The sequence below is a fragment of the Marichromatium bheemlicum genome, from assembly GCF_012276755.1.
In the GTDB taxonomy this organism is placed as follows: Bacteria; Pseudomonadota; Gammaproteobacteria; order Chromatiales; family Chromatiaceae; genus Marichromatium; species Marichromatium bheemlicum.
Genome location: NZ_JAAXKX010000015.1, coordinates 38,627 through 62,214, shown reverse-complemented (window position 1 = coordinate 62,214; position 23,588 = coordinate 38,627). Strand labels below are relative to the sequence as shown.

The 23,588-nt window shown below is 68.7% G+C and carries 22 protein-coding genes and 4 tRNA genes; 13 read left to right on the top strand and 13 right to left on the bottom strand.

What is annotated here, in order from left to right; genetic code table 11:
• Nucleotides 1-141: 141 nt before the first annotated feature.
• Nucleotides 142-1,299, top strand: a complete 1,158-nt coding sequence (locus tag HF203_RS11190) for a class I SAM-dependent methyltransferase (RefSeq protein WP_168669669.1) — start codon at nt 142-144, stop codon at nt 1,297-1,299.
• A 58-nt stretch (nt 1,300-1,357) separates the two neighbouring features.
• Nucleotides 1,358-2,158, top strand: a complete 801-nt coding sequence (locus HF203_RS11185) for a sulfite exporter TauE/SafE family protein (protein ID WP_168669667.1) — start codon at nt 1,358-1,360, stop codon at nt 2,156-2,158.
• Between the two features lie 7 nt (nt 2,159-2,165).
• On the opposite strand, the gene HF203_RS11180 is transcribed toward HF203_RS11185, so the two are convergent.
• Nucleotides 2,166-2,708 carry a hypothetical protein gene (locus HF203_RS11180; protein WP_168669665.1) on the bottom strand — a complete coding sequence of 181 codons (543 nt, stop codon included), beginning with the start codon at nt 2,706-2,708 and terminating at the stop codon, nt 2,166-2,168.
• Nucleotides 2,709-3,040: 332 nt separating this feature from the next.
• The gene (locus tag HF203_RS11175; RefSeq protein WP_168669663.1) at nt 3,041-4,987 is read right to left on the bottom strand and encodes a transglycosylase SLT domain-containing protein; all 1,947 of its coding nucleotides are present in this window, start codon (nt 4,985-4,987) and stop codon (nt 3,041-3,043) included.
• Between the two features lie 187 nt (nt 4,988-5,174).
• Between HF203_RS11175 and amrB the strand changes: the two genes are divergently transcribed.
• Both amrB and amrA read left to right on the top strand, forming a co-directional pair.
• Nucleotides 5,175-5,957 (top strand): AmmeMemoRadiSam system protein B, encoded by a 783-nt coding sequence (gene amrB / locus HF203_RS11170; protein ID WP_168669661.1) that lies wholly within the window; start codon nt 5,175-5,177, stop codon nt 5,955-5,957.
• Complete coding sequence (gene amrA / locus HF203_RS11165; RefSeq protein WP_246221746.1) at nt 5,944-6,558, top strand: AmmeMemoRadiSam system protein A; 615 nt, start codon at nt 5,944-5,946, stop codon at nt 6,556-6,558. The genes amrB and amrA overlap by 14 nt, the downstream gene beginning before the upstream one ends.
• 8 nt (nt 6,559-6,566) lie before the next feature.
• Here the strand turns inward: amrA and HF203_RS11160 are convergent, their stop codons facing one another.
• The 6 genes from HF203_RS11160 to HF203_RS11135 form a co-directional block, all read right to left on the bottom strand.
• Nucleotides 6,567-6,896 (bottom strand): SMR family transporter, encoded by a 330-nt coding sequence (locus HF203_RS11160; protein ID WP_168669741.1) that lies wholly within the window; start codon nt 6,894-6,896, stop codon nt 6,567-6,569.
• Nucleotides 6,897-7,023: 127 nt separating this feature from the next.
• Nucleotides 7,024-7,680, bottom strand: a complete 657-nt coding sequence (locus HF203_RS11155; RefSeq protein ID WP_168669657.1) for a class I SAM-dependent methyltransferase — start codon at nt 7,678-7,680, stop codon at nt 7,024-7,026.
• 24 nt (nt 7,681-7,704) lie between these two features.
• Nucleotides 7,705-10,473, bottom strand: coding sequence for an AMP-binding protein (locus tag HF203_RS11150; RefSeq protein WP_168669655.1), 2,769 nt, complete (start codon nt 10,471-10,473; stop codon nt 7,705-7,707).
• A gap of 44 nt (nt 10,474-10,517) precedes the next feature.
• Complete coding sequence (locus tag HF203_RS11145; RefSeq protein ID WP_168669653.1) at nt 10,518-10,805, bottom strand: hypothetical protein; 288 nt, start codon at nt 10,803-10,805, stop codon at nt 10,518-10,520.
• Nucleotides 10,792-13,929: an efflux RND transporter permease subunit gene (locus HF203_RS11140; RefSeq protein ID WP_168669651.1), complete on the bottom strand. Its 3,138-nt coding sequence runs from the start codon at nt 13,927-13,929 to the stop codon at nt 10,792-10,794. The genes HF203_RS11145 and HF203_RS11140 overlap by 14 nt, the downstream gene beginning before the upstream one ends.
• A 30-nt stretch (nt 13,930-13,959) precedes the next feature.
• Nucleotides 13,960-15,225, bottom strand: a complete 1,266-nt coding sequence (locus HF203_RS11135; protein WP_168669649.1) for an efflux RND transporter periplasmic adaptor subunit — start codon at nt 15,223-15,225, stop codon at nt 13,960-13,962.
• Nucleotides 15,226-15,549: 324 nt separating this feature from the next.
• Here HF203_RS11135 and HF203_RS11130 point away from each other — a divergent pair, with 324 nt between their 5' ends.
• From HF203_RS11130 to HF203_RS11115, 4 genes are all read left to right on the top strand, one after another.
• The gene (locus HF203_RS11130; RefSeq protein ID WP_168669647.1) at nt 15,550-15,795 is read left to right on the top strand and encodes a hypothetical protein; all 246 of its coding nucleotides are present in this window, start codon (nt 15,550-15,552) and stop codon (nt 15,793-15,795) included.
• Between the two features lie 95 nt (nt 15,796-15,890).
• On the top strand, nt 15,891-16,295 hold the full coding sequence (locus HF203_RS16115) for a helix-turn-helix domain-containing protein (RefSeq protein ID WP_246221745.1): 405 nt from the start codon (nt 15,891-15,893) through the stop codon (nt 16,293-16,295).
• An 8-nt stretch (nt 16,296-16,303) separates the two neighbouring features.
• On the top strand, nt 16,304-17,032 hold the full coding sequence (locus tag HF203_RS11120) for a hypothetical protein (RefSeq protein ID WP_168669645.1): 729 nt from the start codon (nt 16,304-16,306) through the stop codon (nt 17,030-17,032).
• On the top strand, nt 17,022-17,864 hold the full coding sequence (locus tag HF203_RS11115; RefSeq protein ID WP_168669643.1) for a DUF3037 domain-containing protein: 843 nt from the start codon (nt 17,022-17,024) through the stop codon (nt 17,862-17,864). The genes HF203_RS11120 and HF203_RS11115 overlap by 11 nt, the downstream gene beginning before the upstream one ends.
• A gap of 12 nt (nt 17,865-17,876) precedes the next feature.
• On the opposite strand, the gene HF203_RS11110 is transcribed toward HF203_RS11115, so the two are convergent.
• The gene (locus HF203_RS11110) at nt 17,877-18,149 is read right to left on the bottom strand and encodes a hypothetical protein (protein WP_168669641.1); all 273 of its coding nucleotides are present in this window, start codon (nt 18,147-18,149) and stop codon (nt 17,877-17,879) included.
• A gap of 219 nt (nt 18,150-18,368) precedes the next feature.
• On the opposite strand from HF203_RS11110, the gene HF203_RS11105 reads away from it, so the two are divergent.
• A complete protein-coding gene (locus HF203_RS11105) occupies nt 18,369-18,635 on the top strand; it encodes a tetratricopeptide repeat protein (RefSeq protein ID WP_168669639.1) in 267 nt (88 codons plus the stop codon).
• Nucleotides 18,636-19,361: 726 nt separating this feature from the next.
• Here the strand turns inward: HF203_RS11105 and HF203_RS11100 are convergent.
• The 4 genes from HF203_RS11100 to HF203_RS11085 form a co-directional block, all read right to left on the bottom strand.
• Nucleotides 19,362-19,437 (bottom strand) — tRNA-Lys (locus tag HF203_RS11100).
• Between the two features lie 67 nt (nt 19,438-19,504).
• Nucleotides 19,505-19,580: transfer RNA gene (locus tag HF203_RS11095), tRNA-His, on the bottom strand.
• Nucleotides 19,581-19,692: 112 nt separating this feature from the next.
• Nucleotides 19,693-19,769, bottom strand: a tRNA-Arg gene (locus HF203_RS11090).
• Between the two features lie 57 nt (nt 19,770-19,826).
• A tRNA-Pro gene (locus HF203_RS11085) sits at nt 19,827-19,903 on the bottom strand.
• Between the two features lie 152 nt (nt 19,904-20,055).
• Here HF203_RS11085 and folD point away from each other — a divergent pair.
• The 4 genes from folD to HF203_RS11065 all read left to right on the top strand — a co-directional run bounded on the left by folD (nt 20,056) and on the right by HF203_RS11065 (nt 23,588).
• Nucleotides 20,056-20,922, top strand: a complete 867-nt coding sequence (gene folD, locus HF203_RS11080) for a bifunctional methylenetetrahydrofolate dehydrogenase/methenyltetrahydrofolate cyclohydrolase FolD (protein WP_168669637.1) — start codon at nt 20,056-20,058, stop codon at nt 20,920-20,922.
• A 54-nt stretch (nt 20,923-20,976) separates the two neighbouring features.
• Nucleotides 20,977-21,429 (top strand): PGPGW domain-containing protein, encoded by a 453-nt coding sequence (locus HF203_RS11075; RefSeq protein ID WP_168669635.1) that lies wholly within the window; start codon nt 20,977-20,979, stop codon nt 21,427-21,429.
• Nucleotides 21,430-21,461: 32 nt separating this feature from the next.
• The gene (locus HF203_RS11070; RefSeq protein ID WP_343043912.1) at nt 21,462-22,247 is read left to right on the top strand and encodes an alpha/beta fold hydrolase; all 786 of its coding nucleotides are present in this window, start codon (nt 21,462-21,464) and stop codon (nt 22,245-22,247) included.
• A 516-nt stretch (nt 22,248-22,763) separates the two neighbouring features.
• A complete protein-coding gene (locus HF203_RS11065; protein WP_210424740.1) occupies nt 22,764-23,588 on the top strand; it encodes a substrate-binding domain-containing protein in 825 nt (274 codons plus the stop codon).

Sequence of the window (23,588 nt, the reverse complement as noted above, 5' to 3'; positions counted from 1 at the left end):
CTCCTGGTTTTCTCGCTTACCCCAGAGCAGATGGCGCTGGTGCCCGAGAACTCCAGCCTCACCCGGCATCCGGTGGTGCACATCACGGGTCGATGCCGGGTATTCTACCCAGCAATCTAGCCCCATCGCTTCGATCCGACCATGCCTCATCGCGCAGACATCACCCACGCCCAACAGGTCAGCACCGCGCTCACCGCCCGCATCACCGCAGAGATCGCCGCCAGCGCCGACACCTTGCTGCCCTTCGACCGTTTCATGGAACTGGCGCTCTACGCGCCTGGACTCGGCTACTACGTCGCCGGCGCGCCCAAGTTCGGTCCTGGCGGCGATTTCATCACCGCCCCCGAGTACTCGCCGCTGTTCGGCCAGTGCCTCGCCGCGCAGTGTGCCGAGGCGCGCGCGCGCCTCGGCGGCGGCGACGTGTTGGAGTTCGGCGCCGGCAGCGGCGCGCTCGCCGCCCAGGTCCTCGAGCGCCTTGCCGCGCTCGACCAGTTGCCCGAACGCTATCTCATCCTCGAACCCAGCCCCGACCTGCAGGCCGCCCAGCGCGAGCGCCTCGCCACCCTGCCCGCGCCGCTGGCCGCGCGCTGCCACTGGCTCGAGCGACTGCCCGAGGGATTCAACGGGGTGGTCATCGGCAACGAGGTGCTCGACGCCATGCCGGTACACCGCTTCGCCATCGGCGCCACAGGCGAGGTGCTCGAGGTCTTCGTCACCCGCGAGGACGGCCAGTTCCGCGAGGTCAAGGCCGCGGCGCGCTCGCCGGGACTGGTCGAGGCGGTCGAGGCACTTCAGGCGGCGGGGTTGGCCCGCACCCCGGGCTACAGCTCCGAGATCAACCTTCGGCTCGGCCCCTGGTTCGCGGCGCTCGACGGCGCGCTCGAACGCGCCCTGGTGTTGCTCGCCGACTACGGCTATCCGCGCCCGCTCTACTACCACCCCGAGCGCGACATGGGCACGCTGATGTGTCACCACCGCCACCAGGCACATGACGATCCCTACCGTCACCCCGGGCTGCAGGACATCACCGCCCATGTCGACTTCAGCGCCGTGGCCGAGGCCGCGACGCGCGCCGGCTTCGAGCTGGCCGGCTTCACCACCCAGGCGCACTTCCTCATCGGTTGCGGCATCGACGCCCTGCTCGCCGCCGCCCCCGACCCGCTCGATCTCGCCCAGCAGGCCAAACAGCTGCTGCTGCCCGACGCCATGGGCGAGCGTTTCAAGGTGATCGGGCTGACGCGCGGGCTCGATGGCCCGTGGCGCGGCTTCGCCGAGCGCGATCTCGGCGATCGACTCTGACCCACACCACCGGTGCAGGCTATGATGGCGGCTTTGCCGCTGTCACAGGATTCGCATCATGCCCCTCGTCGAAGTCATCGCCCTGATCGCCCTCGGTCTCTGCTCCGGCCTGCTCGCCGGACTCTTCGGGGTCGGTGGCGGGGCGGTGATCGTCCCCGCGCTGATGCTGCTCTTCCCGCTGTTCGACCTCGGCGGCCCCTGGCTCGCGCACCTGGCCGTCGGCACCTCGCTGGCGACCATCATCGGCACCGGGATCGCCTCTACCCTCGCCCACCACGGGCGCGGTGGGGTGCGCTGGGAGCTGGTCGCGCGCCTGGCCCCGGGGATCGTGCTCGGCGCCTGGATCGGCGCGGCACTCGCCGGGGTGCTGCCCGAGGTCTGGCTGCGGCGGCTGTTCGCCGTCTTCCTCGCGGTGATGGGGCTGCGCATGGTGCTGCGCGCACGTGCGCCGGCGGGCGATCGCCCGCTGCCGGGTTGGCGCGGCATGCTCGGCGCCGGCGGCGGCATCGGTGGGCTCTCGGCACTGGTCGGGATCGGCGGCGGCACCCTCACCGTGCCCTTCCTCGGCGCCCACGGGGTGGAGATGCGCCAGGCCGTGGGCACCTCGGCCGCCTGCGGGCTGCCGATCGCCCTCGCCGGGATGATCGGCTTCGTGGTGGTGGGCTGGGGCCGCGAAGGCCTGCCGGTCGGCAGCACCGGCTTCGTCTACTGGCCTGCGGTGCTCGCCATCCTGCTGGCGAGCATCCCCAGCGCCCCGCTCGGGGCGCGGCTCGCCCACACCCTACCGGTCGCCACCCTCAAGCGCTTCTTCGGCATCTTGCTGCTACTGCTCGCCACCCGGCTCGCGCTCGGCGCCTGAGCCCCACTCAGCGCCCGGGACCGAGCACCAGACGACGGTAGAGAAAGACCTGCCCGTTGGCATCGCGTAGCGCCAACCGCCCACGGTCGAGGGCGAACTCGAAGCGGTGATCGAACTGGGCGCGTGGGTTGGTCAGCTCCAGCCAGCGCTCGGCGATCCGTAGCTCACCATCGATATAGCCACCGTGGGCCGAGTAAAGGCGATAGAAACCCGCCTGCACGATCAGCAGACTGCCGTCGCTGCCCTCCCATTCACCATCGAGCGACACCGCCCCCGCCGCTTCTCCCAGCGACCGCGCAAACTGCTCCATGCCCCCGGTGCCCGGCACCCCCAGCCCATCGAAGGCCGAGGGCCAGCCCGGCACCCCGGCCTGCCCCGACCAACCACCGCGCTGCGGCGCGAACAACCCCATCGCCTCCATCATCTGCGCCATGGCATCGGCCATCGCCTCGCGCGAAATCCCCCCCGAGGCCAGCGCCAGCGGCGCAACGAGCAGCGACACGCACAGCGCGAAGACCCACGAGCAACGACGGAGGGACAGCATGGACATGAACAGAGGAAAACGGCAGTGACCACGGAAGGCGCGCTAGTGTAGCAGACGGGACCGGCGCGGCGGTCTCTTCAGCCGCCAGCCAGAAAGATTGAACCGCCAAGGCGCCAAGAGCGCGAAGATGAAGAAAGGCTTACAGCTGCCAGCCTCCAGTGAGGGGCTGGGTTATCTCGTCGCGTCGCGGTCGACCGCACACCGATACTGGGGGCTGTTTGCTGAAGGCTGGTCACTTTCTTCGCGTCCTTTGGGCCTTTGCGGTTCAATCTCTTGGCAGCTGGCAGCTGGCAGCTGGCAGCTGGCAGCTGGCGGCTGGCGGCTGGCAGCAACCCGTCTCACTCCCCCGCCGGCGCGACCCGGGGCGCCAGCCAGTCACGGACCCGGGGACGGTCAGTGTCGAGCCGGGCGGCGTAGATGGCACGGTAGGTGAGCACCCGTTCGACATAGCCACGGGTCTCGATGAAGGGGATGGTGGCGATCCAGCGATCGGTGGCGAGCGCACGCGCCGGGCGCCACTGCGCGACCCGCGTCGGGCCGGCGTTGTAGGCGGCGGTGGCCAGGGCGACATGCTCGAAACGTGCCTGCATCCGCGCCAGGTAGGCACTGCCGAGGCGGATGTTGCGCCCAGGGTCGAGCAGCGCCCAGCGCGAATCGAGTGGCTCGCCGAGCGCCTCGGCCATGTCGCGCGCGGTGCTCGGCAACAGCTGCATCAACCCGACGGCGCCGGCATGCGAGGCGAGCGTGCGCGCGAACACGCTCTCCTGACGGATCACCGCAAACACCCACTCGGGAGCGAGCCCCTGGGCACGGGCTTCGCGCGCGACCTCGGCGCGATGGGCGAGCGGAAAGCGCAGCGCCAGGTCGTCCCAGTAGTCGGTGCGCGCCAGGGTGCGAATCGCCTGGTCGTGCCAACCAAAGACATCGGCGACATAGGCCGCAGCGAGCAGGTCGGCGCGATCGAGGTCGCGGGTCAGCGCACGCCACTCGCGGCGCATCTCGGTATCGCGCCCGAGGGCGTCGAGTTCACGCATCCGGCGCACCGGCGCCAGGGTGACGATACGAGCGATGCGGGCGGGCACGGCCGGGGTCACCCGATGGTTCATGCGATACGGCAGGTCGAGTCGGTCGGCGGCCATGAAGCCCCACAGGCTGCGCGCCTCGGCGGCCTGCGCGAACAGCGCTCGCGCCGCCTCCGGGTGCCCCAGCTCGGCCTCGGCGCGGGCCTGCCAGTAGACCCAGCGATCGGCCTTGACCTCGCTCTCGGGCATGCGTTCGACCCAGCGCGCTACCCAGGCCCACTCCCCACGTTCGAGCGCCGCGCGCAGCCGCCGCTCCTGCGCATCGAGCGTCGCGGGCACGGCGCGCACGCCGTCCCACAGGGCAAACCCGGAGCCAAGGTCGCCGGCGGCCACCAACGCCTCGCCGAGCGCGGCCTGGACCCGATCGGCGGCCTCGGCATCGACACGGATTTGCGCCTGCAACCGTCCGAAGGCGGCACGCGCAGCCTCCGCATCACGCCTAGCCAGCCGCGTCAACACATCGGCGAGGATCGCCGCCCGCAGCGGCTGCTCGGGGAGCACGGCCCGCTCGTCGAGCAACCGCTCAGGGGCCGCGCGCAGCGCCAGCCAGCGTGCGAGCCAGAGACGCTCGCGCGCCGGCAGGTCGGTGCCGAGATGACGCGCGAGCCCGTCCTGACCGGCGTCGAGCGCGAGCCGGATACGCATCCACACCCGTTCTGGACTCAAGCCGCCGGCGGCGCGCCAGGCGTCGAACACCGGATCGCAGGCGCTCGGACGCGAGCGCCCGGAGCGCCATAACGGCTCGACCTCGGCGAGCGCGCGCTCGGTTTCGCCGGTCTCGATCAATGCGCGCAGATACAGACAACGGCGCTCGACATCGGCCTCGGGGCGATAAAACTGACGATAGTCGGCCCAGCGTCCAGCCGCAGCGAGCCGTTGCAGGTAGGCACGACGCAGCCGCCAAGCGAGCTGGCTATCGGGCTCGATGCCGAGGAAACGTTCGATGGCCGCGTCCGGGGTGCGCTCGAGGTCGGCAGTCAGTTGCGCGAAGCGCAGATAGGGGTGGAGCGGATAATGACGTAACCGCGATTCGAGCCGCGCGAAGCCCTCCTCATCACCCTGCTCGAGCGCGCGCTCGGCGGCGAGGAAATCGGCCCGCGCCTGGGCGACAGGGGGGGCGGCGCTTCCCGCCGCCCCCGCCACCAGCGGCAACCCGAGCAGCCCCCATAGGGCGCAACGGCGGACGAACGCAAACAGCGGCATCGGACTCACTTGTTGAACCAGGTTGACGAGACGGTCAGGGCGTTGCCCTCTCGCCAACAGCGTCGATAATGGAGTCAGGGACACGCCCATGCGTAGGCAACCATGCCGACCAGCGTCTCCCGATACGCGACTAGCATAACCAGCCACACCAGCAGCGTCGATGTGTCCCCGACCGGGAGAAACCGACATGCAGCAGATCCGACCACCCGCCGTTGCCGGGCGTTTCTATCCAGCCACCGCCGAGGCACTCGGCGCCGAGATCGATGGCTATCTTGCCGGTGCTGTCACCGGAGCACCACCCAAGGCGCTCATCGTCCCCCACGCCGGCTACCGCTACAGCGGTGCGATCGCCGCTCACGCCTATGCGACGCTGGTCCGGGCACGCACGCTGATCGACCGCGTGGTGCTGCTCGGACCGGCGCACCGGGTAGCATTACGCGGTGCCGCCACCAGTGCGGCGACGGCCTTCGCCACCCCGCTCGGTGAGATCCCACTCGATCAGGTCGCCATCGCCCGGGTGCTGGCCTTCGACGGGGTGCGCACTCTGGAGGAGGCGCACGCCGAGGAGCACAGCCTGGAGGTCCAGCTCCCCTTCTTGCAACGCACGCTCGACGACTTCTCGCTGATACCGCTGGTGGTCGGCGAGACCCCCACGGCCGATCTCGTGACCCTGCTCGAGACCCTGTGGGGTGGCGAGGAGACGCTGATCGTGGTCAGCTCCGATCTCAGCCACTATCACCGACGTGCCGAGGCCCAGGCGCTCGATCGCGCCACCTCGATGGCAATCGAACGACTCGACGTCGAGGCCATCACCCCGGATCACGCCTGCGGCTGCTATCCACTACGCGGCCTGCTGGCCCTGGCCCGGCGCCACGGGCTCAGCGCCCACACCCTGGCACTGAGCAACTCAGGGGCGGTCCCCGGGACCCCGCAACAGGTCGTCGGCTATGGCGCCTATGCCTTCCACTGACTCGACACTCGATGCCAGCAGTCGCGACCTGCTGCTGCGGCTCGCGCTGCAGGCCATCGACCACGGACTCGAACGGGGCACGCGACTCACCCCCGATCCCGCACGTTATCCGCTGCCACTGCGTGCCGTGGGCGCCTGTTTCGTCACCCTCGAGCACGCCGGTGCACTGCGCGGCTGTGTCGGGACCCTTGAGCCCCATCGCGCGCTGGTGTGCGATGTTGCCGCCAACGCCTTCGCCGCGGCCTTCGACGACCCGCGCTTCACACCACTGTGCGACACCGAGCTGGGTGGGCTCCACCTGGAGGTCTCGGTACTCTCGTCCCGGGAGGCGATCGACTGTGCCAACGAGGCCGCCTGCTGTGCCGCGCTGCGCCCCGGCATCGATGGTGTGGTGCTGCGCGCAGGGCGGCGGCGCGCGACCTTCCTGCCTGCGGTGTGGGCACAGTTGCCCGAACCCGTCGCCTTCCTCGCCGCGCTCCGTGTCAAGGCCGGGCTCGACCCCGAGCACTGGCCACCCGAGCTGCGCCTGGAGCGTTACACCACCGAGCACTTCGGCGCGACCGTCGCCGCGCTACGCCAGCCCCTCGAACCGGGGTCGTAATGCGCGCCTCAGTGGCCAGCGGTGCGCGAGAACAGGTTGATCACCAGCACCCCGGCGAGGATCAACCCCATACCGATAACCGCTGGCCAGTCCGGGACCTGGCCGAACACCAGGATACCGATCAGCGCGATCAGCACGATTCCCATCCCCGCCCAGATGGCATAGGCGACACCGATCGGAATGGTGCGTAGCACCAGCGCCAGACAATAGAAGGCGGCGGCATAGCCGATCACTACCACCAGGCTCGGCACCAGCCGGGTGAAACCGTCAGAGAACTTCAGCGCCGAGGTCGCGATCACCTCGGCGAGGATCGCCAACCCGAGATAGACATAACCCATACGTGGACCCAAGAGCATGGTGCCGTACCGACGCCGCCGCGCGACACCCCGGTTCGGCAACCGGTTCGATGGATCGGGACCCGGTTCGGCACCGGCCCCCGGCGAACAAGCCGCCGCGCGCGGGCGTTCAACCCGGCTGCAGCATCTGCAGGCGCATGCGGTCCTCGAGCAGGATCGGGCGCGCGCGGCATTCCGGGCCGAGCAGCGCGTCGATACGCGCCACCGTCGCCGGATCCTCGGGCAGCGCATAATGATCGAACACCGCACCGATCAGATCGGCATGATCATCAAAGCGCCAGCAGCCGTTGAATCCAGCGTCGTAGGCCAGGCGCAGCGGACAGCGCGCCACCGCGCGTTGGGCCGCGGCGACAGCGCTCCCCTCGTCGACGAGCTGGGCGAACACCCGCTCGAGCAGCCCGCTCTCATCGGGTTCGATCACCAGGACCCGCCCCCCAGGCACCAAGACCCGCGCCGCCTCGGACAACGCCGAGGCGGCATCGCGATGATGGTGCAGCGACAGGGTGAAGACCACCACGTCGAAGCACGCGGGGGCGAACGGCAGCATCTCGCCACGGGCAGCCACTAACGCCTGACCGGGGAGTCGGTCGCCGACCACGCGCAACGCCGACTGCACCGGGTCGAGCGCGACCAGTCCGGCGGCGCGAGCCGCTAGCCGCGCGGTGACTCGACCGCGACCACAGCCGATCTCCAGCACCCGTGAGGACGCAAGATCGACCTGTTGCTCGATCTGCTCGAGCATGCGCCGATCGGTATCTCTCTGCATCGATTCCCCCCACTCAGAACCGCATCAGTTGGGCCCCACCCGGGTCTCGATCCAGTCTCGCGCCTGTTCTCGCAGCGCAACCGCGGCGTCCCAGCCCCGACCCGGGGGGACGAATGGCGGCCCAATATACACGCACACCTGCCCGCGGCGCGGTGAGAAAAGGCGGGCACCGGCCAGCAGCTCGCGGGTACCGTCGAGTGCCACCGGCACCAGCTGCGTACCACTGTCGGCGGCCAGCGCGAAGGCCCCCATGCGGAAGGGCAACAGCCCGGGGCGGACGCGGAAGGTCGCCTCGGGGAACAGCGCCAGCGGACACCCGGCGGCGAGCCGTGCGCGCAGCTCGGCGAGCGCCATGCCCCCGGCGCGCACGTCGAAGCGATCGACCAGCACGCAGTCGAGGCGGCGCAGGAAATAGGCGGCCAACCGGCTGTGACCCAGCTCACGCTTGGCGACGAAGCACAGCGGACGACCGATCGCCTCGATCAGCACCAGGGCGTCGACATAACTCTGGTGGTTGGCCACCAAGATCCAGGGCGCCCCCGTTGAGGGCAGCCGCTCACGCCCCTCGACCACCAGCCGTACCCCGACGAGTCGGCGCAACAGCCTGGCGGCACGGCGCACCACCGCCCAACGTAGCCCACGCCCCGGCAACAACGCCACCGCCAGCCAACACGGCGGCGCGATCAGCGCCAGCATCAACCACACGTGGGCGGCATAGAGGCGCTGCGGCAGTGCGCCGAGATCGGCCAACATCCGTCCACGCAGTCCGGCAAGTGTGACCCGCGCCAGCTGCCACCACGGTGGTGCGGGCGTGGTGTGGATGCGTCCGGCGAGATAACGGGCGCGGGTGTCGCCGCGTCGGAGCTTGCCACTAGAGGTCTTGAGCACCGCGCGCGGCGGTGCGAGCACGATCTCGTCCGGCGGCGCGCCCAGCACCTCGCCGGCGCGCGCGAGGATGCGCTGGCGCAGCAGCGCGCGGCGCCCGGGGTCGCGTTCCTTGGTCTCGGCGACCACCACCAGGCGCTCGCTGCCCTGCCCCGGGTCACGCGCGGCGAAGGCCACCACGCAGCCCTGACGCACCCCGCGCAGGGCGCCGATGGCCTGTTCCAGTTCGTAGGGATAGAGGTTGCGCCCGCCACGGATGATCAGGTCCTTGACCCGGCCAGTGAGATGGATCTCGCCGTCGGCGAGATAGCCGCGATCGCCGGTCTCGTGCCAACCCTCATGGATCAGCTCGGCGCTCGCCTCGGGGTTGCGGTAGTAGCCCCGGGTGGCCGAGGGTCCCTGGAACTGCACCAGCCCCTCGTGACGCTCGGGCAGCGGCGCGCGCCGGGCGTCGACCACCCGCAGTCGATAGCCCGGCAGCGGCTGGCCGCAACCGACCACGCGTTGCGCGCCGGGATCGGCACAATCGACACGCAGCGCATAACCGTCCTCGGCAAGACGATCCCGATCGATGCAGTCGATCCTCGGCCCCCGGGTCGGCGGCGGGAAGCACAGCCCCACCGCCGCCTCAGCCAGCCCATAGACCGGGGCGAGCGCCTCGGCGCGCAACCCGCAGCGGGCAAAGCGCGCGGCGAAGCGCTCCAGGGTCTCGGCGCTTACCGGCTCGGCACCGTTGAAGGCACGGCGCCAACTGCTGAGATCGAGCCCGGCGAGCTGCCGCTCGCCGATACGACTGAGACAGAGCTCGTAGGCGAAGTTGGGCGCCGCAGAGAGGGTGGCGCGATGATGATCGATCGCCTGCAGCCAGCGCCGGGGGCGGGCGAGGAAGGTCAGCGGTGAGAACGAGATCAGCGGGATGGCGAAGTAGAGGCTGCCGAGCCAGGCGCCGATCAGCCCCATGTCGTGATACAGCGGCAACCAGCTGACGAAGCGATCCTCCGGGGTGATCGCCACCGCTGCACCCATGGCGCGGATGTTGGCCAGTAGCTCGGCGTGGCTGAGCATCACCCCCTTGGGCGCACCGGTACTGCCCGAGGTGTACTGCAGGAAGGCGATATCGTCGGCCCTTGCAGGCGGGGCCACCGGGGCGCTCGACTCGATGTCGAGCCCGTCGAGGGTGAGCACCGCACTGAGCGCCGGTAGCTGCAACCGCAGCAGCGCCACGACCCGCGCCGCCGCGCCCTCGGTGAGCATCGCCACGCAGCCGGCGTTGGCGAGGATGCGGGCATGGCGGCGCAGGTGATCCTCGAGGAGCTGGGGGCGCGCCGGCGGATAGATCGGCACGGGGATGGCCCCGGCACGCAGCACCCCGAAGAAGCTGAAGAAATACCCCGGCCCGCTCGGCAGCATCAGCGCCACCGTCTCACCAGGGCGTACCCCGGCACCATGCAGCCGGTTGGCCACCCGCGCCGCACCCTCGGCGAGGGTGCGATAGCGGATCGTTTGGACCTGGTCGTCGCTGTCGTAGTAGTGGATGTGGACCCGCTCGCCCTGGCGGGCAACGTGCCAGTCGAGCACCTCGAGCAGGGTCGCGGCCTCCTCGGGCACACCGGCGTGGGCGGTCGGGTCGGGCACCAGGCGCAGCCTCGGCCCCTCACCCACCCCGCCCCGCTCACGCACCAGGGTCAGCAGCTCGGCGACGGTGGTGGCCAGCAATGCACGGTCGGGCAACTCGACCCCGAAGCCCTGTTCGAGCCGGGCGTTGAGCTCGGCGCGACTGAGGCTGTCGAGCCCGAGATCGGTCTCGAGTCGGGTATCGAGACCGATGGTCTCCAGGGCGATGGGCAATTGCGACTCGCGGGCGAAGGCACGTACCAGCGCCAGCAGGCGATCGGCGGGATCGGGCATGATGGGTCTCTCACTCCGGGTGGCGCGCATGGCCCCGGCATCAGTCAGTCGTGGTCGGACAGCGGGGCCACCAGGCCGTTACGCGCGAGCACCGCGTGCACCCGGCGCGCGCTGCGCGCGAGCGCCGAGAACTCGGCGAGCCCCGGTCGCGCGCCGCGCGCCAGGTGCCACTCCCAATCATCGAGCTGCTGTTCGAGAAAGTCGAGCAGCCGAGGCACACAGCCGGCGGCGCAGTTGCCGTGACAGGCCCGCGCGCTGGGGTCGTCGAACGGCAGCTCGCGGCGGATACGCTCGATCAGCGCACGCAGCGCCGTGGTGCTATCGGGCGTCATCAGCGCGCCGCCAACCGGCACCCTTGAGCCACTCACGCGCGCCCTGCACCACGAAGTAGGTCACCGGGATCAACAGGATACCGATCAGGGTGGCGGCGAGCATGCCACCGAACACCGCCGTGCCCAGCGCCACCCGCGAGCCCGCCCCGGCCCCCGAGGCGAACACCAGCGGGAGGATGCCAAGGAGGAAGGAGAGCGCGGTCATCATCACCGCGCGAAAACGCAGCCGCGCGGCCTTGACCGCGGCATCGTAGATCGACAGCCCCTCGCCCTCGCGCAGCTCCTTGGCGAACTCGACGATGAGGATGGCGTTCTTCGCCGCCAGCCCGATCAGCATCACCAGTCCGATCTGGGTGTAGAGGTTGACGTCGAGCCCGGCGGCGCCGACCGTGGCGAGGGCGCCGAACACCGCCACCGGCACCGCCAACAGCACCGCCAGCGGGATCGACCAGCTCTCGTACTGGGCGACCAGGAAGAGATAGACGAACAGCAACGCCAGGGCGAAGATCAGCGGCGCCTGCCCGGCGGCCTCGATCTCCTGATAGGACATGCTGGTCCACTCGTAACCGAAACCGCTCGGCAGGGTCTCGTCGGCGGTGCGTTCCATCGCCGCGATCGCCTGCCCCGAGCTGTAGCCCGGGGCGGCCGCGCCGGAGATGTCGGCCGAGCGAAAGAGGTTGTAACGGGCCATGATCTGCGGCCCGGTGATGGTCTCGACCTCGGCCAGGGTGGCCACCGGCACCATCTCGCCACCGGCACTTCGCACGAACAGACGGAGGATGTCGCTGGGGGTGTCGCGGAACTCGCCCTCGGCCTGGGCCATGACCCGCCAGGTGCGGCCGAATTTGTTGAAATCGTTGATGTAGACCGAGCCGAGCTGGGCCTGGAGGGTGGCGAACAGCTCGTTGAGCGGCACCTGCAGGGTCTCGACCTTGTCGCGATTGACCTGGAGGAAGAGCATCGGCACGTCGGCGCGAAAGGTACTGAAGGCATTGCCGATCTCGGGCTGACCGTTGGCCGCGACGATGAAGCCGCGCATCGCCGCGGCGAACGCCTGCAGGTCGCCGCCGCTGTAGTCCTGGAGCACGAAAGAGAAACCGCCGGAGCTGCCGAGCCCGGGGATCGCCGGCGGGACGAAGGGGATGACGTTGGCGTCGATGGTGCGCGCGGCCACGCCCTGGGCGGCGGCGACGATCGCCGGCAGGCGCAGCCCGGGGTCCTGACGCTCGTCCCAGGGCGCGAGCACCGGGATCACCAACGCACTGTTGGAGCCGAAGGCGCTGTTGAGCAGCGAGAACCCGGACACCGAGATAACGTTGGTCACCCCGGGGATCTCGAGCAACTGCTGCTCGACGCGCCCGAGCACGGTCTCGGTGCGGGTGAGCGAGGCGGCGTCGGGGAGCTGCACCTCGATGAAGAAGTAGCCCTGATCCTCCTCGGGCAGGAAACCGGTGGGCAGGTGGGTGAACAGCCAGCCGGTGGCGGCGATCAGCCCGACGTAGAGCAACGAGATCAGCGCGGCGCGACGCACCGTCAGCTTGACCGTGGCGGTGTAGCCGGCGGTAAGCCGACCGAACAACCGCTCGAACCAGTTGAGCCAACGCAGCGGCTCGCGCCCCGGACGCAGCAACACCGCGCACAGCGCCGGACTCAGGGTCAGGGCGTTGATCGAGGAGATCGACACCGCCACCGCGATGGTCACCGCGAACTGCTGGTAGAGCTGGCCGGTGATCCCGGGCATGAAGCCGACCGGCACGAACACCGCCAGCAGCACCAGGGTGGTGGCGACCACCGCGCCGCCGACCTGGTCCATCGCCTTGGCCGTCGCCACCTTCTGGTCGAGCCCCTCCTCGGCCATCAGCCGCTGCACGTTCTCGACCACGATGATGGCATCGTCGACGACGATGCCGATGGCCAGGATCAGCGCGAACAGCACGATGGTGTTGAGGGTGAAGCCGAGCACCGCCAGCACCACGAAGGTGCCGATCAGCGACACCGGGATGGCGATACCGGGGATCAGCGTGGTACGCCAGTCGCCGAGGAACAGGAACACCACCAGCACCACCAGGCCGACGGCCTGGTAGAGCGTCACCTTGACCTCGTCGATCGAGGCCGAGATGAAGTTGGTGGTGTCGTAGAGGATGGCCTGCTCCAGGCCCTCGGGGAAACGCTCGGCGAGTTCATCGAGCTGCGCGCGCACCGCCGTAGCGGTAGCCAGGGCGTTGGCGTCCGGGGTCTGGTAGACGGCAAGCACCACCGAGGGGCGCCCGTCGAGCCGCCCTGAGGCCGAATAGGCCTGGGCGCCGAGTTCCACCCGGGCGACGTCGCTGACGCGGATCGCCGAGCCGTCTGGGTTCATGCGGATGATGATGTCGGCGAACTCCTCGGGCTCGGTCAGCCGCCCCTTGGTGGTCACCGTGTACTGGAACTGCTGATCGGCCGGTGCCGGCGGCGCGCCGATCTGACCGGCCGGCACCTGCACGTTCTGCGTCGCCACCGCATTCTGGAGATCGGCGACGCTGACCCCCAGCGCGGTCATCCGATCGGGCTTGAGCCAGAAGCGCATGCCGTAGTCCATCACCCCGAGGATCTCGGCCTTGCCGACCCCGTTGACGCGCCCGAGCGCATCCTTGATGTTGATGGTGGCGTAGTTGTTGAGGTAGAGCGCATCGAGGCTCTCGTCGGGCGAGTAGAGGTTGACGATCAGCAGCATGTTGGTCGACTGCTTCTCGGTCTTCACCCCCTGGCGGCGCACCTCCTCGGGCAGCTTGGGCTCGGCCTGGGCGACGCGGTTCTGCACCTTGACCTGGGCCATGTCGGCGTCGGTGCCGATCTCGAAGGTGACGGTGAGGCTGTAGCGCCCGTCGTTGTCGGACTTCGAGGCCATGTAGATCATGCCCTCGATACCGTTGACCTCCTGCTCGATGGGGGCGGCGACCGTCTCCTCGACGACCTCGGCGCTGGCCCCGGCGTACTGGGTGCTGACGCTCACCGTCGGCGGGGTGATCTCGGGGAACTGCGCCACCGGCAGCGCCAGCAGCGCGAGCAACCCGGCCAGCGAGATCACGATGGAGATGACGAAGGCGAACTTCGGCCGGTTGATGAAGAACTTGGACAGCGTCATCGCGGTGCTCCGGTCGGTTCGCCCACAGGGTCAATCGCGCACGGCGGGCTCGGCATCACCGCCGCCAGCGTCGCCGCTCGAACTCGGTCCGGTGGCGGCGAGCGGGTCGCCGGGCGGCGTGGCGGTCTCCGGGCGCACTTGGATACCCGGGCGCACCTTCTGGATGCCGTAGAGCACGATCCGCTCGCCGGACTCGAGTCCCTCCTCGATCGCCTGACGGGTGCCGAAACGCTGCCCGGTCCGGACCCGACGGCGATCGACCTTGTCGTCCTCGCCGACCACCAGCACGTAACTGCCGCCCTGGTCGGTGAGCAGTGCCGCCTGCGGCACCACCACCGCCGAGACCGCCTCGCGCCGCTCGATCACCACGGTGACGAACTGCCCCGGCAACAATAGCCGGTCGGGGTTGGGGAACTCGGCGCGCACCAGCACCGTGCCGGTGGTCTCGTCGACCTTGTTGTCGAAGAAGTCGAACCAGCCGTCGTGGGGATAGAGCGAACCGTCGGGCAGGCGGATCTGGGGGACGAAGTGCTGCTCGTCGGGGGCGGACAACTCCGCCTGATCCTGGCCCTGACGCGCCCGCGCCCCGGCCTGGGCCAGCTCCAGGTACCAGGTCTCGGCGATCGAGAAGGCGACCTTGATCGGCTCCATCCGATTGATGGTGGCTAGGACGCCCGAAGCGGGCTCGACCAGGTTGCCGACATCGAAGGCGGCCAGATCGATACGCCCGGCGATCGGCGCACGGATCTCGGTGTAGTCGACGTTGAGCTGGGCCTTCTGGATGTCGGCCTGGGCGGTCTCGACCGCCGCCTCCTGCACCAGCACCTCGGCCTGGGCCTCGTCGACCTTCTGTTGACTGACGTTGTTGGCCTTGGCCAGCTCCTGGTAGCGCGCGAGATCGACCTGAGCGCGGTTGAGCGAGGCCTCGGCGGCGCTCAGTTGCGCCTGGGCCTGGGCGAGGCTCGCCAGATACTGCTCGGGCTCGATGCGAAAGAGCAGCTCGTCGGCCTCGACCTGGCTGCCCTCCTGGAAGGCGCGCTCGAGCAAGAAGCCGGTCACCCGCGCGCGCAGCGCCACGGTATCGGCCGCGCGGGTCTTGCCGACGAACTCGAAATAGGGATTGACCCGCTCCTCGGTGACGGCGATCACCCCGACCGAGGGCGGCTCGGCGGCGGGCGGTGCATCACCGCCGGGGACACAGCCGACGATCGACAGCGAACACAGCGATAACAACCCCACCGCCCCCGAGCGACGGGCTGACCGGAGCGGCGCGGCGCCGCGCGGCATCGAGACCATGGAACATCCTCCGCGCGAGGTGGCATCGGGGCGTTCTCGGTAAGCACCGAGGCGAACCGAGGACTCGCAGACCCAAGTGAGGACAAAGGTAGCCGACCCCCGACGCAACGCAACTGCCCGCCCCTGCCATACAGGCATGCCCGGGGACGCGGCCTACATCGAGCCCTTATGAAAACAACCGCTTAGCATCCGTAACGGCACACGCCAAGCTCGGACGGACGTGACCGCGCCCGCCCCGGACACCGCGCCACCGTCGCCGCTCACCACCCCCGGCGCCAATCTCGAAGCGGTTTTGCTAGACTGGATCGACCTTGAAGCCAACCCATGCAGATTGCTGAGACCATGCGCTTGCTGACCCTGCTGCTCGTCGCCCTGTTCGCGCTCTCGACCACCGCCTGCGGTGGTGCCGCGCGAGCCCAGAAACGCGCCTACAAGGCCCAGGAGACCGTTGCCAAGGAACGACTGCGACTAATCGACGAGTACCAACGCTGTGTCGACCAGGCCGGGGCCGATCACCTCGAACGCGAGGGCTGCGAGAGCTACCTCAAGGCCGCTCAGGCACTCGACTGAGCCGAACCCGGCGGGACGCCCCAAAAACCATCGAAGTAGTATTTAACAACCTTGATGGTTTGCTGTCCGACAACTTCGGTTGTACGCTTGCGCGGATGCACTGGAGCAAACGACTTCGCCAACGTCGGCTCGCACTCGGATTGACCCAACGTGAACTGGCCACCCGGAGTGGCATGTCGCAACAGATGATCTCGCGGCTCGAATCGGGCCGCGCCGAGTCGACCGGCGATATCGTCGCCCTAGCCCAGGCATTGACGGTCAGCGCCGAGTGGCTCTTGACCGGCGCCGAACCAGCGCGCCAAGTCGAGCCCCGCCCAGCGCCCGCCACGCCTCCCTCGTCGCCGCCCAGCGCCACCGCCACCGCGATGCCCTGGTCCTCGGGACGACCGCCGCACGTTGCGCTCGCGCGCATCGCCGCGGCGGCCGACGCCGGGCGACTGAGCGCGGCCGATCTCGAACTACTGAACCAGATTGCGGACCACCTGGCCCGCAAGGAGTGAGCCCCCTCATGCAGGGACGCCTGTGGCCCTTGGAAATCGTGCGTCTCGACCCCGTCGATCTGGGTGAGAACGACCTGCGCGCGATCGGCGTCGGCATCGACGGCCTGACCTACGCCATCAAGCGCAGCAGTGACGCCGCGCTGCTCCCCGCCACCGAGCTGATCTGCACCCGCCTGGCACTGGCCTGCGATCTGCCCGTGCTCGGCGGCGAGATCGCACAACTGCCCGACGCCACCATGGCCTTCGCCTCGCCCTGGGAGGGCGGCACCCTCGCCTCCCAGGAGGCACGGGTGCTGCTGATGACCAAGGGCGGGGTATCGAGCCAGGTACTCTCGGCGATCCTCGCCTTCGACCTCTTCGTCGGTAACCAGAACCGCCATCTCGGCAACTTCCTGGTGCGGCGCGACCCCAACCACAGCGTCGCTGCGGTGGTCGCCACCGACTTCAGCCGCGCCTTGCTGATGGCCGGCTGGCCGGTGCCGATGCTCTCGCCGACCTGCAACACCCTGGTGGTGGCGCACGCGCTGATGCGCCTGCACGGCTTCGACCGCGATGCCGCGCTGCGCGTCACCGGCCGGCTCTACTCACTCCCCAACGATACCCTCGAACGCTGCTGTCGTGACCTGCCGCCGCACTGGCTGCCGCACGGCATCGCGGTCAAGCTCGACGACTGGTGGCGCAACCAGCGCATCGCTCGTCTCGAGCAGGTCGCCACGGTGATCGATCATGCCTTCTGAACGTCTCAAGTACGCCGTCATCCGCGTCGTCCCCGACACCCGCCGCGGCGAGACCGTCAACATCGGCGTGGTGGTGTTCCGCCCCGCGGGGCTCGACGTGCGCCTGCTGCCCTCGCTGCACAAGGTGCGCGCGCTCGATCCCAGGTTCGACGAGCAGATGCTGCGCGACTACCCGCCCTACTTCTCCACCCTGATCCAGGGCATCGAGCGCCCCGAGCAGCAACACCAGGTGCTCGCCAACCTCGGCAGCATCCGCCTCTCGGCGCTCGGCGAGTTCTATCTCGAACAGGGTCAGGACTACGAACAGCAGGTGCAGTCGATCCTCTCCGACCTGGTCAAGCCGCCGCTCAAGCACAAGCGCGTCGAGCCCGTCACCCGGCTCGAGACCGTCATCCGCCAGCAGTTCGAGGTGCTGCAACTGCTCGCCAAGCAGGACGAGGACATCGACCGTGGCATGGTGGTGGCCAAGTACCCGATCGAGGGCCACGGCAACCTCTATGTCGACTTCGCGCTGCGCAAGGAGCGCTGGATCGTCACCGAGACGATCGACTTCAGCGGCTCGCCGAGCACCCTGCGCGGGGCCAAGTTCAAGGCCTCGGCGCTCAAGGCACTGACCCTCGACGCCGCCGCGCGCAAGCTCAAGGGCGAGACCGTACCGCTGGTCGTCTACCAAGCGGCCACCGACGAGATCCTCGAGGCGGTGCAGCCGAGCATCGACCTGCTCTCGGACTACGCCCAGCAGCTCTACAACTACGCCGACGCCGACGAGCGCGCCGCCTACTTCGACCGCATCGCCTACGCCGCCGGCCAGATCAAGGCCCCGCCCTACTGAGCGCCGCCACCCTCAGTCGGCACCGCCAGCCTTGAACTCGGCCTGTGCCTGCTGCTGCTCACGCAGCAGGTGCGCCAGCTCGTCATCGAGCGCCGCCTTGCGCTCGGCCTGCTGCGCCGCGCCCTCACGCCTTACCGCCTGATCCAGCACCATGGTCGTCTCGGTCGAGGACCGGTGGTCCAGGGCGCGCGACTGCGCAATCAAACGATCCAGCTCCAGGTCTCCGGTCTCGGGCACCCGCAACAGGATGCAGGCCAGCTCGTGCCGGGAAAAAAGCTCATTCATACCTCTACCTCGTTAGCAACCGCGCCGCCCCGTGCGCCACCGTCGACGGGCATCGCACGACACCCGAGCGGGGCATTCTAACCGCTGGCGCCGGGGGGGAATGCAATCGGCTTCCAGCGATCAGCCATCAGCACTGGCGGCTGGCGGCTGATCGCTGGAGGCTGATTCGAACCGCAAAGACACAGAGGACACGAAGGGGGAGCGAGATCGTAGGATGGGTTGAGTGACCATGCAAAGACACCGAAGACCCGCGTCGACGCTCACCTGGTCACTCACCCCATCAACGCGGTGGCCTACGGCAACCTAGGCCTCATCTACCACTCCCGGGGCGACCTCGACCGGGCCGAGGCGATATTCAAGCAATGTCTGACACTGTTCCAGGAGATCGGTGCCCGTCCCCGAATCGAGCAGACTCAAGCACGGCTCGACGCGCTGCGCGAACAGCGCCGACAGCAGGCCTTCACCTCCCTCAGCGAGACCCACTGAGGTGCTCTGGGCCGTGCCGGAAACAACCCTCGTTCATCGCCGAAACGGCTCGATGGCGCGGGATCTCCCCCACGTCATCACGTCTGTCCCCCTGCCGAGTCGCACCGAACTGATCGAGGTCGATCAGGGCAACGCGACGCCGTGCGCGCCGAGCGAGCGGGATCGGCGCTGATCGGGCGAGAGGCGCTTGCGGATTTCTCGGGAGCGAGCGATGGCAGGTGGCGCTGGCATCACCGCAGACGAAGCGCAGCGAGTTCAGCCCGACGCGGGCCAGCCATCAGTAGACGCGAACTGCGAACGATGGCGAAAGCGCATCGGGGCTACGCAGGCCGCAAGCAGCGCGTGGTCGAACCGCAATGATGCGAGGAGAAAGAGAGCAATAGCTTGAGTACTCGCGCATATCCCTGGGGACATATCAACGATAGGGGGATGAGCGAACAACCCAACCCACAAGATCGCAGGTGAAATGACGAGTGACGCCAGAAATTTTCTGCGCGCTGGCACCGGGCTGGCGCAAACACGGTCACCGGATGGCGGGACGGCAGGCCCTTGCTCGTCAGCTTATCCCGCTGCGGCAGCGTAGGCCTCGGCCAGCGAGGATGCCGTATTCGCCGAACGCCCTGGGCCTTTTTGCCCGGTCGACAGGGCTGGTGGCTGGAAATCGCGACATGCGATCGCAGGCAATAAAAAAGGCCCCTCCGCGAACGGAAGGGCCTTTTTTGTATTTGGTGGGCCGTGTAGGATTCGAACCTACGACCAATGGATTAAGAGTCCACTGCTCTACCAGCTGAGCTAACGGCCCGTTTTTCTAGAGCCGTTAAGCTTAAAGGACTTTGTTTGCCTTGTCAACTCACGTACTCTCTAAATTTTGGGGTGGACGATGGGGATCGAACCCACGACCACAGGAACCACAATCCTGCGCTCTACCAACTGAGCTACGTCCACCATAGCTACTTCGCATTCGTCGATGCGATGAGCTGTGCATTATAATCTGTCCCTGAAGATATGCAAGCCCTTTTTTCACCAAGCCCGATCTCGTTGCCGTGCGGCTTGCGTGTGGCACGCCCGGCAGGATTCGAACCTGCGACCCACGGCTTAGAAGGCCGTTGCTCTATCCAACTGAGCTACGGGCGCTCGTGGCGGCGCAGTGAACGAGCCGGAAATCCGTGCCCGAGACCTGGCGGCTGTCTTTGGTCGGGGTAGAGGGATTCGAACCCCCGACATCCTGCTCCCAAAGCAGGCGCGCTACCAGACTGCGCTATACCCCGGTTTCGGCCAACAATGCTGACCCGAAATCGAAGAGCGCCTAATCTACGGCGCTCCACGATCGAAGTCAAGCACTAATTCCCTTACGACGGATTCCATCGCCACCGCCGCGCGCGATATCATGCGCTATTGACCCTGTATCACTAGGAAGACCATGACCGCACAACTCCTCGACGGCAAGTCGATCGCCGCAGACATCCGCCAGCAGATCAAGACCCGGGTCGACGCCCTGCTCGCCGCCGGCCAACGCGCCCCCGGGCTGGCGGTGGTACTGGTCGGCGAGAACCCCGCCTCCCAGGTCTATGTCCGCAACAAGCGCAAGGCCTGCGCCGAGGTCGGCTTCCGCTCCGAGCTGCACGAGCTGCCGGCCTCGACCACCCAGGACGAACTGCTGGCGCTGATCGATCGGCTCAACGCCGATCAGGACATCGACGGCATCCTGGTGCAGCTGCCGCTGCCCGAGCAGATCGACGAGACCCTGGTGACCGAGCGCATCCTGCCGACCAAGGACGTCGACGGCTTCCATCCCTATAACGTCGGTCGCTTGGTGCTGCGCATGCCGTTATTGCGCCCGTGCACGCCCAAGGGGGTGATGACCATGCTCGAGCGCACCGGTCAGCCGCTCGCCGGGCTCGACGCGGTGGTGATCGGCCAGTCGAACATCGTCGGCCGACCGATGGCCCTGGAGCTGCTGGCCGCCCGTTGCACCGTGACCATCTGCCACAGCCGCACCAAGGACCTCGCCGAGAAGGTACGCGGGGCCGACATCCTGGTCGCCGCCGTCGGCCGCCCGCGCTTCGTGCCCGGCGAGTGGATCAAAGAGGGTGCGACGGTCATCGATGTCGGCATCAATCGCAACGAGGACGGCAAGCTGGTCGGCGACGTCGACTTCGCCAGCTGCGCCGAGCGTGCCGCCTGGATCACCCCGGTGCCTGGCGGGGTCGGTCCGATGACCATCGCCAGCCTGCTCGAGAACACCCTCCAGGCCGCCGAACTGCACGCTGCCAGCCAGGCCCACTGAGGCCGCGGGGCGGACCGCACGGTGCGGCCCGCCCACTCCAGGAATCGCACCATCATGATCGAAACCGCACTGCACTGGGTGGCAACCCACCAGGCACTGAGTGCCTGGATCGCGGGCCTGTCCATCGCCGTGTTCCTGCTCTCGCTACTCTCGCTGCCGTGGCTGGTGGCACTGATCCCGACCGATTACTTCGCCGCGCGTACCCCGCGCCCGAGCCGGCTGCGGCGGTATCATCCCCTGGTGCATGCCCTGCTGCGCCTGCTCAAGAACCTCACCGGCGCCCTCCTACTGCTCTGTGGCCTGCTGATGCTGGTGCTACCGGGGCAAGGACTGCTGACCATCCTGATGGGGCTGATCTTGATCGATTTCCCTGGCAAGTACCGCCTCGAACGCCAGCTCGCCGCCAACCCTCACCTGCTCGGGGCGATCAACTGGCTGCGCCGCGTGCGCGGTATCGCGCCGGTCCAGCCGCCGCCATTGATGGCCGACGCGCAAGACGAGACCTGAACCGAGCGGACACGATGATCCCCACCCCATCCGTGTCCGCACTCCTCGCCGACTGGCTCACCGCCCCCTGGCGTCTGGCGCTCGAATCCCGAGCCGGGGCCGAATTCGTCGCCACCCTGATCAGCCGTCAATTGTGTCCCCATCCTCGCGGTGACGCTCATCCGGTCCTGATCTTTCCCCGCCTGTTCGGCGGCGCAGCCGGTACGGCACCGCTACGGCACGCCCTCGACGAACTGGGCTATACCTGTATCGATTGGGGCCAGGGCATCAACCGGGGACCGCGTCCTGGGGTGTTCGCCGCCTGTGCCGCACGACTCGATCGACTTCACCGTCATCACCGCCGGCGGGTGAGCCTGATCGGCTGGAGCCTCGGTGGACTCTATGCCCGCGAGCTGGCCAAGGCCCACCCCGAGCAGGTACGCCAGGTCATCACCCTCGCCACTCCCATCGCCGGTTACCCCGATCCGGCGCAGCTATGGCGACTGCACCAAGCACTCAGTGGCGAACCGATCGGTCTCGACCCGAGCCTGGGGCCACTGGCCACACCACCGCCGGTGCCGACCACGGCACTGATCAGCCGCAGCGACGGTATCGTCGCCTGGCACACCAGCCACCAACCGCCAGCACCGAATTTCGACCCCATCGAAATTCCCTCCAGCCATCTGGGCATGATCTACCACCCCCTCGCCCTCGACGTCATCGCCGATCGGTTGGCCCAACCCGAAGACGACTGGCGCCCCTTCGCACGCACTGGCGCACGTGCCTTGCTCTACCCTGCGCCATCGCCGCGCACCGTATCGGACATCCTAAGGCGCTAAATCGCACCATCGTGGAACAGGCCGGGTTCGAGCCGCCCCAGCCTCCCCCATCCGCCACGCAGAAAATGCCTTTTCCCGACAGGGGGCTGGGCCCGACGACGCGATATTCATAACGCGTGGCACTGATCCTGCTTGATGTACTGACACAGCATCACGAACACCGAAGGACGCCCGCGGCTTGCGCGCCTTGCGTTATATCCACGAAGACATAGCGCAACCCCGCGCCCCACCACCAGTCAAGGAGCACGGATGCCCACCCCAGCCCCGGAAATCGACCACGCCAGCACCGCATCAGGGATGGCGCCCCAGCGACACCAGCGAATCGGTCGAGTCGTTGGTCTGCACCCGTCATGGCTCCACCCGTTGCCACAGCCGTCCTCTGCCCCCTCGACTGGCGGCACGACGCGCGAGTGCGCGAGCACTCGACCGCAACCGCCCCGAGAGGAACCGGGGACACCCCTGGGATCGCCTCATCGAGACGCTCCATCCGCCCCCATCAATCTCCAGGAGATGCCGATGCGCTCACGCTCACTCAGGCTCGGCCTATTGCTCGGAATGCTCATCCCTGTCCCGCCAAGCGCCGCGCCCGCCCCAACGGTGCCGGTCGCCGTGGTCGGCGGGCTGGTGATGTGCGGGGTGTGGCCGGCGCTGGCCGAAGAGGCCGAGCAGGCCACCGGGCTGGCGATCGACACCGTCGCCGCCGCGCCCAAGGACCAGGTGGTGCCGCGCTTTGCCAGCGGCGAGGCCGACCTGCTGCTGATCCACGGCGGTGAGGCAACCTTCGACCTGGTCGCGCGCGGGCTGGCCGCGCCGCTCACCACCTGGGCGCACAACCGCTACGTCATCCTCGGCCCCGAGGCCGACCCGGCGGGGGTGGGCGAGGCGTCCGACGGCATCGAGGCGCTGCGCCGCATCGCCCGCGCCGACGCGCCGATGATCGGCTACCGCGACCCCGGCAGCTATCTCGTCGCCGCGCGGCTGTGGCGTGCCGGCGGGCTGCGCCCCGGGGCGCGCCAGCAACTCCCGAGCGGCGCCGAGACGCGCCACGCCGCGCTGATCGACGCCGGCGCGCGCGGCGCCTATGTGATCGCCGGCGAGATCCCGGTGGCCTTCGGCCGTCTCCCCCACCCCGGACTCGCCGTGCTGCTCGACGACGACCCGCAGATGCGCCGGCACTTCGTCCTCGTCCTCCCCGGCCCGACCCACCCCGCCGATGCCGCGCGGCGCGCACACGCCCACCGGCTCGCCGACTACCTGCTCGGCGCCGCGGGCCAGGCGGCGCTGCGCGCGGCCAACCGCGACGGCCCCTGGATCCACCCCAACCCGACGGCGCGACACTGA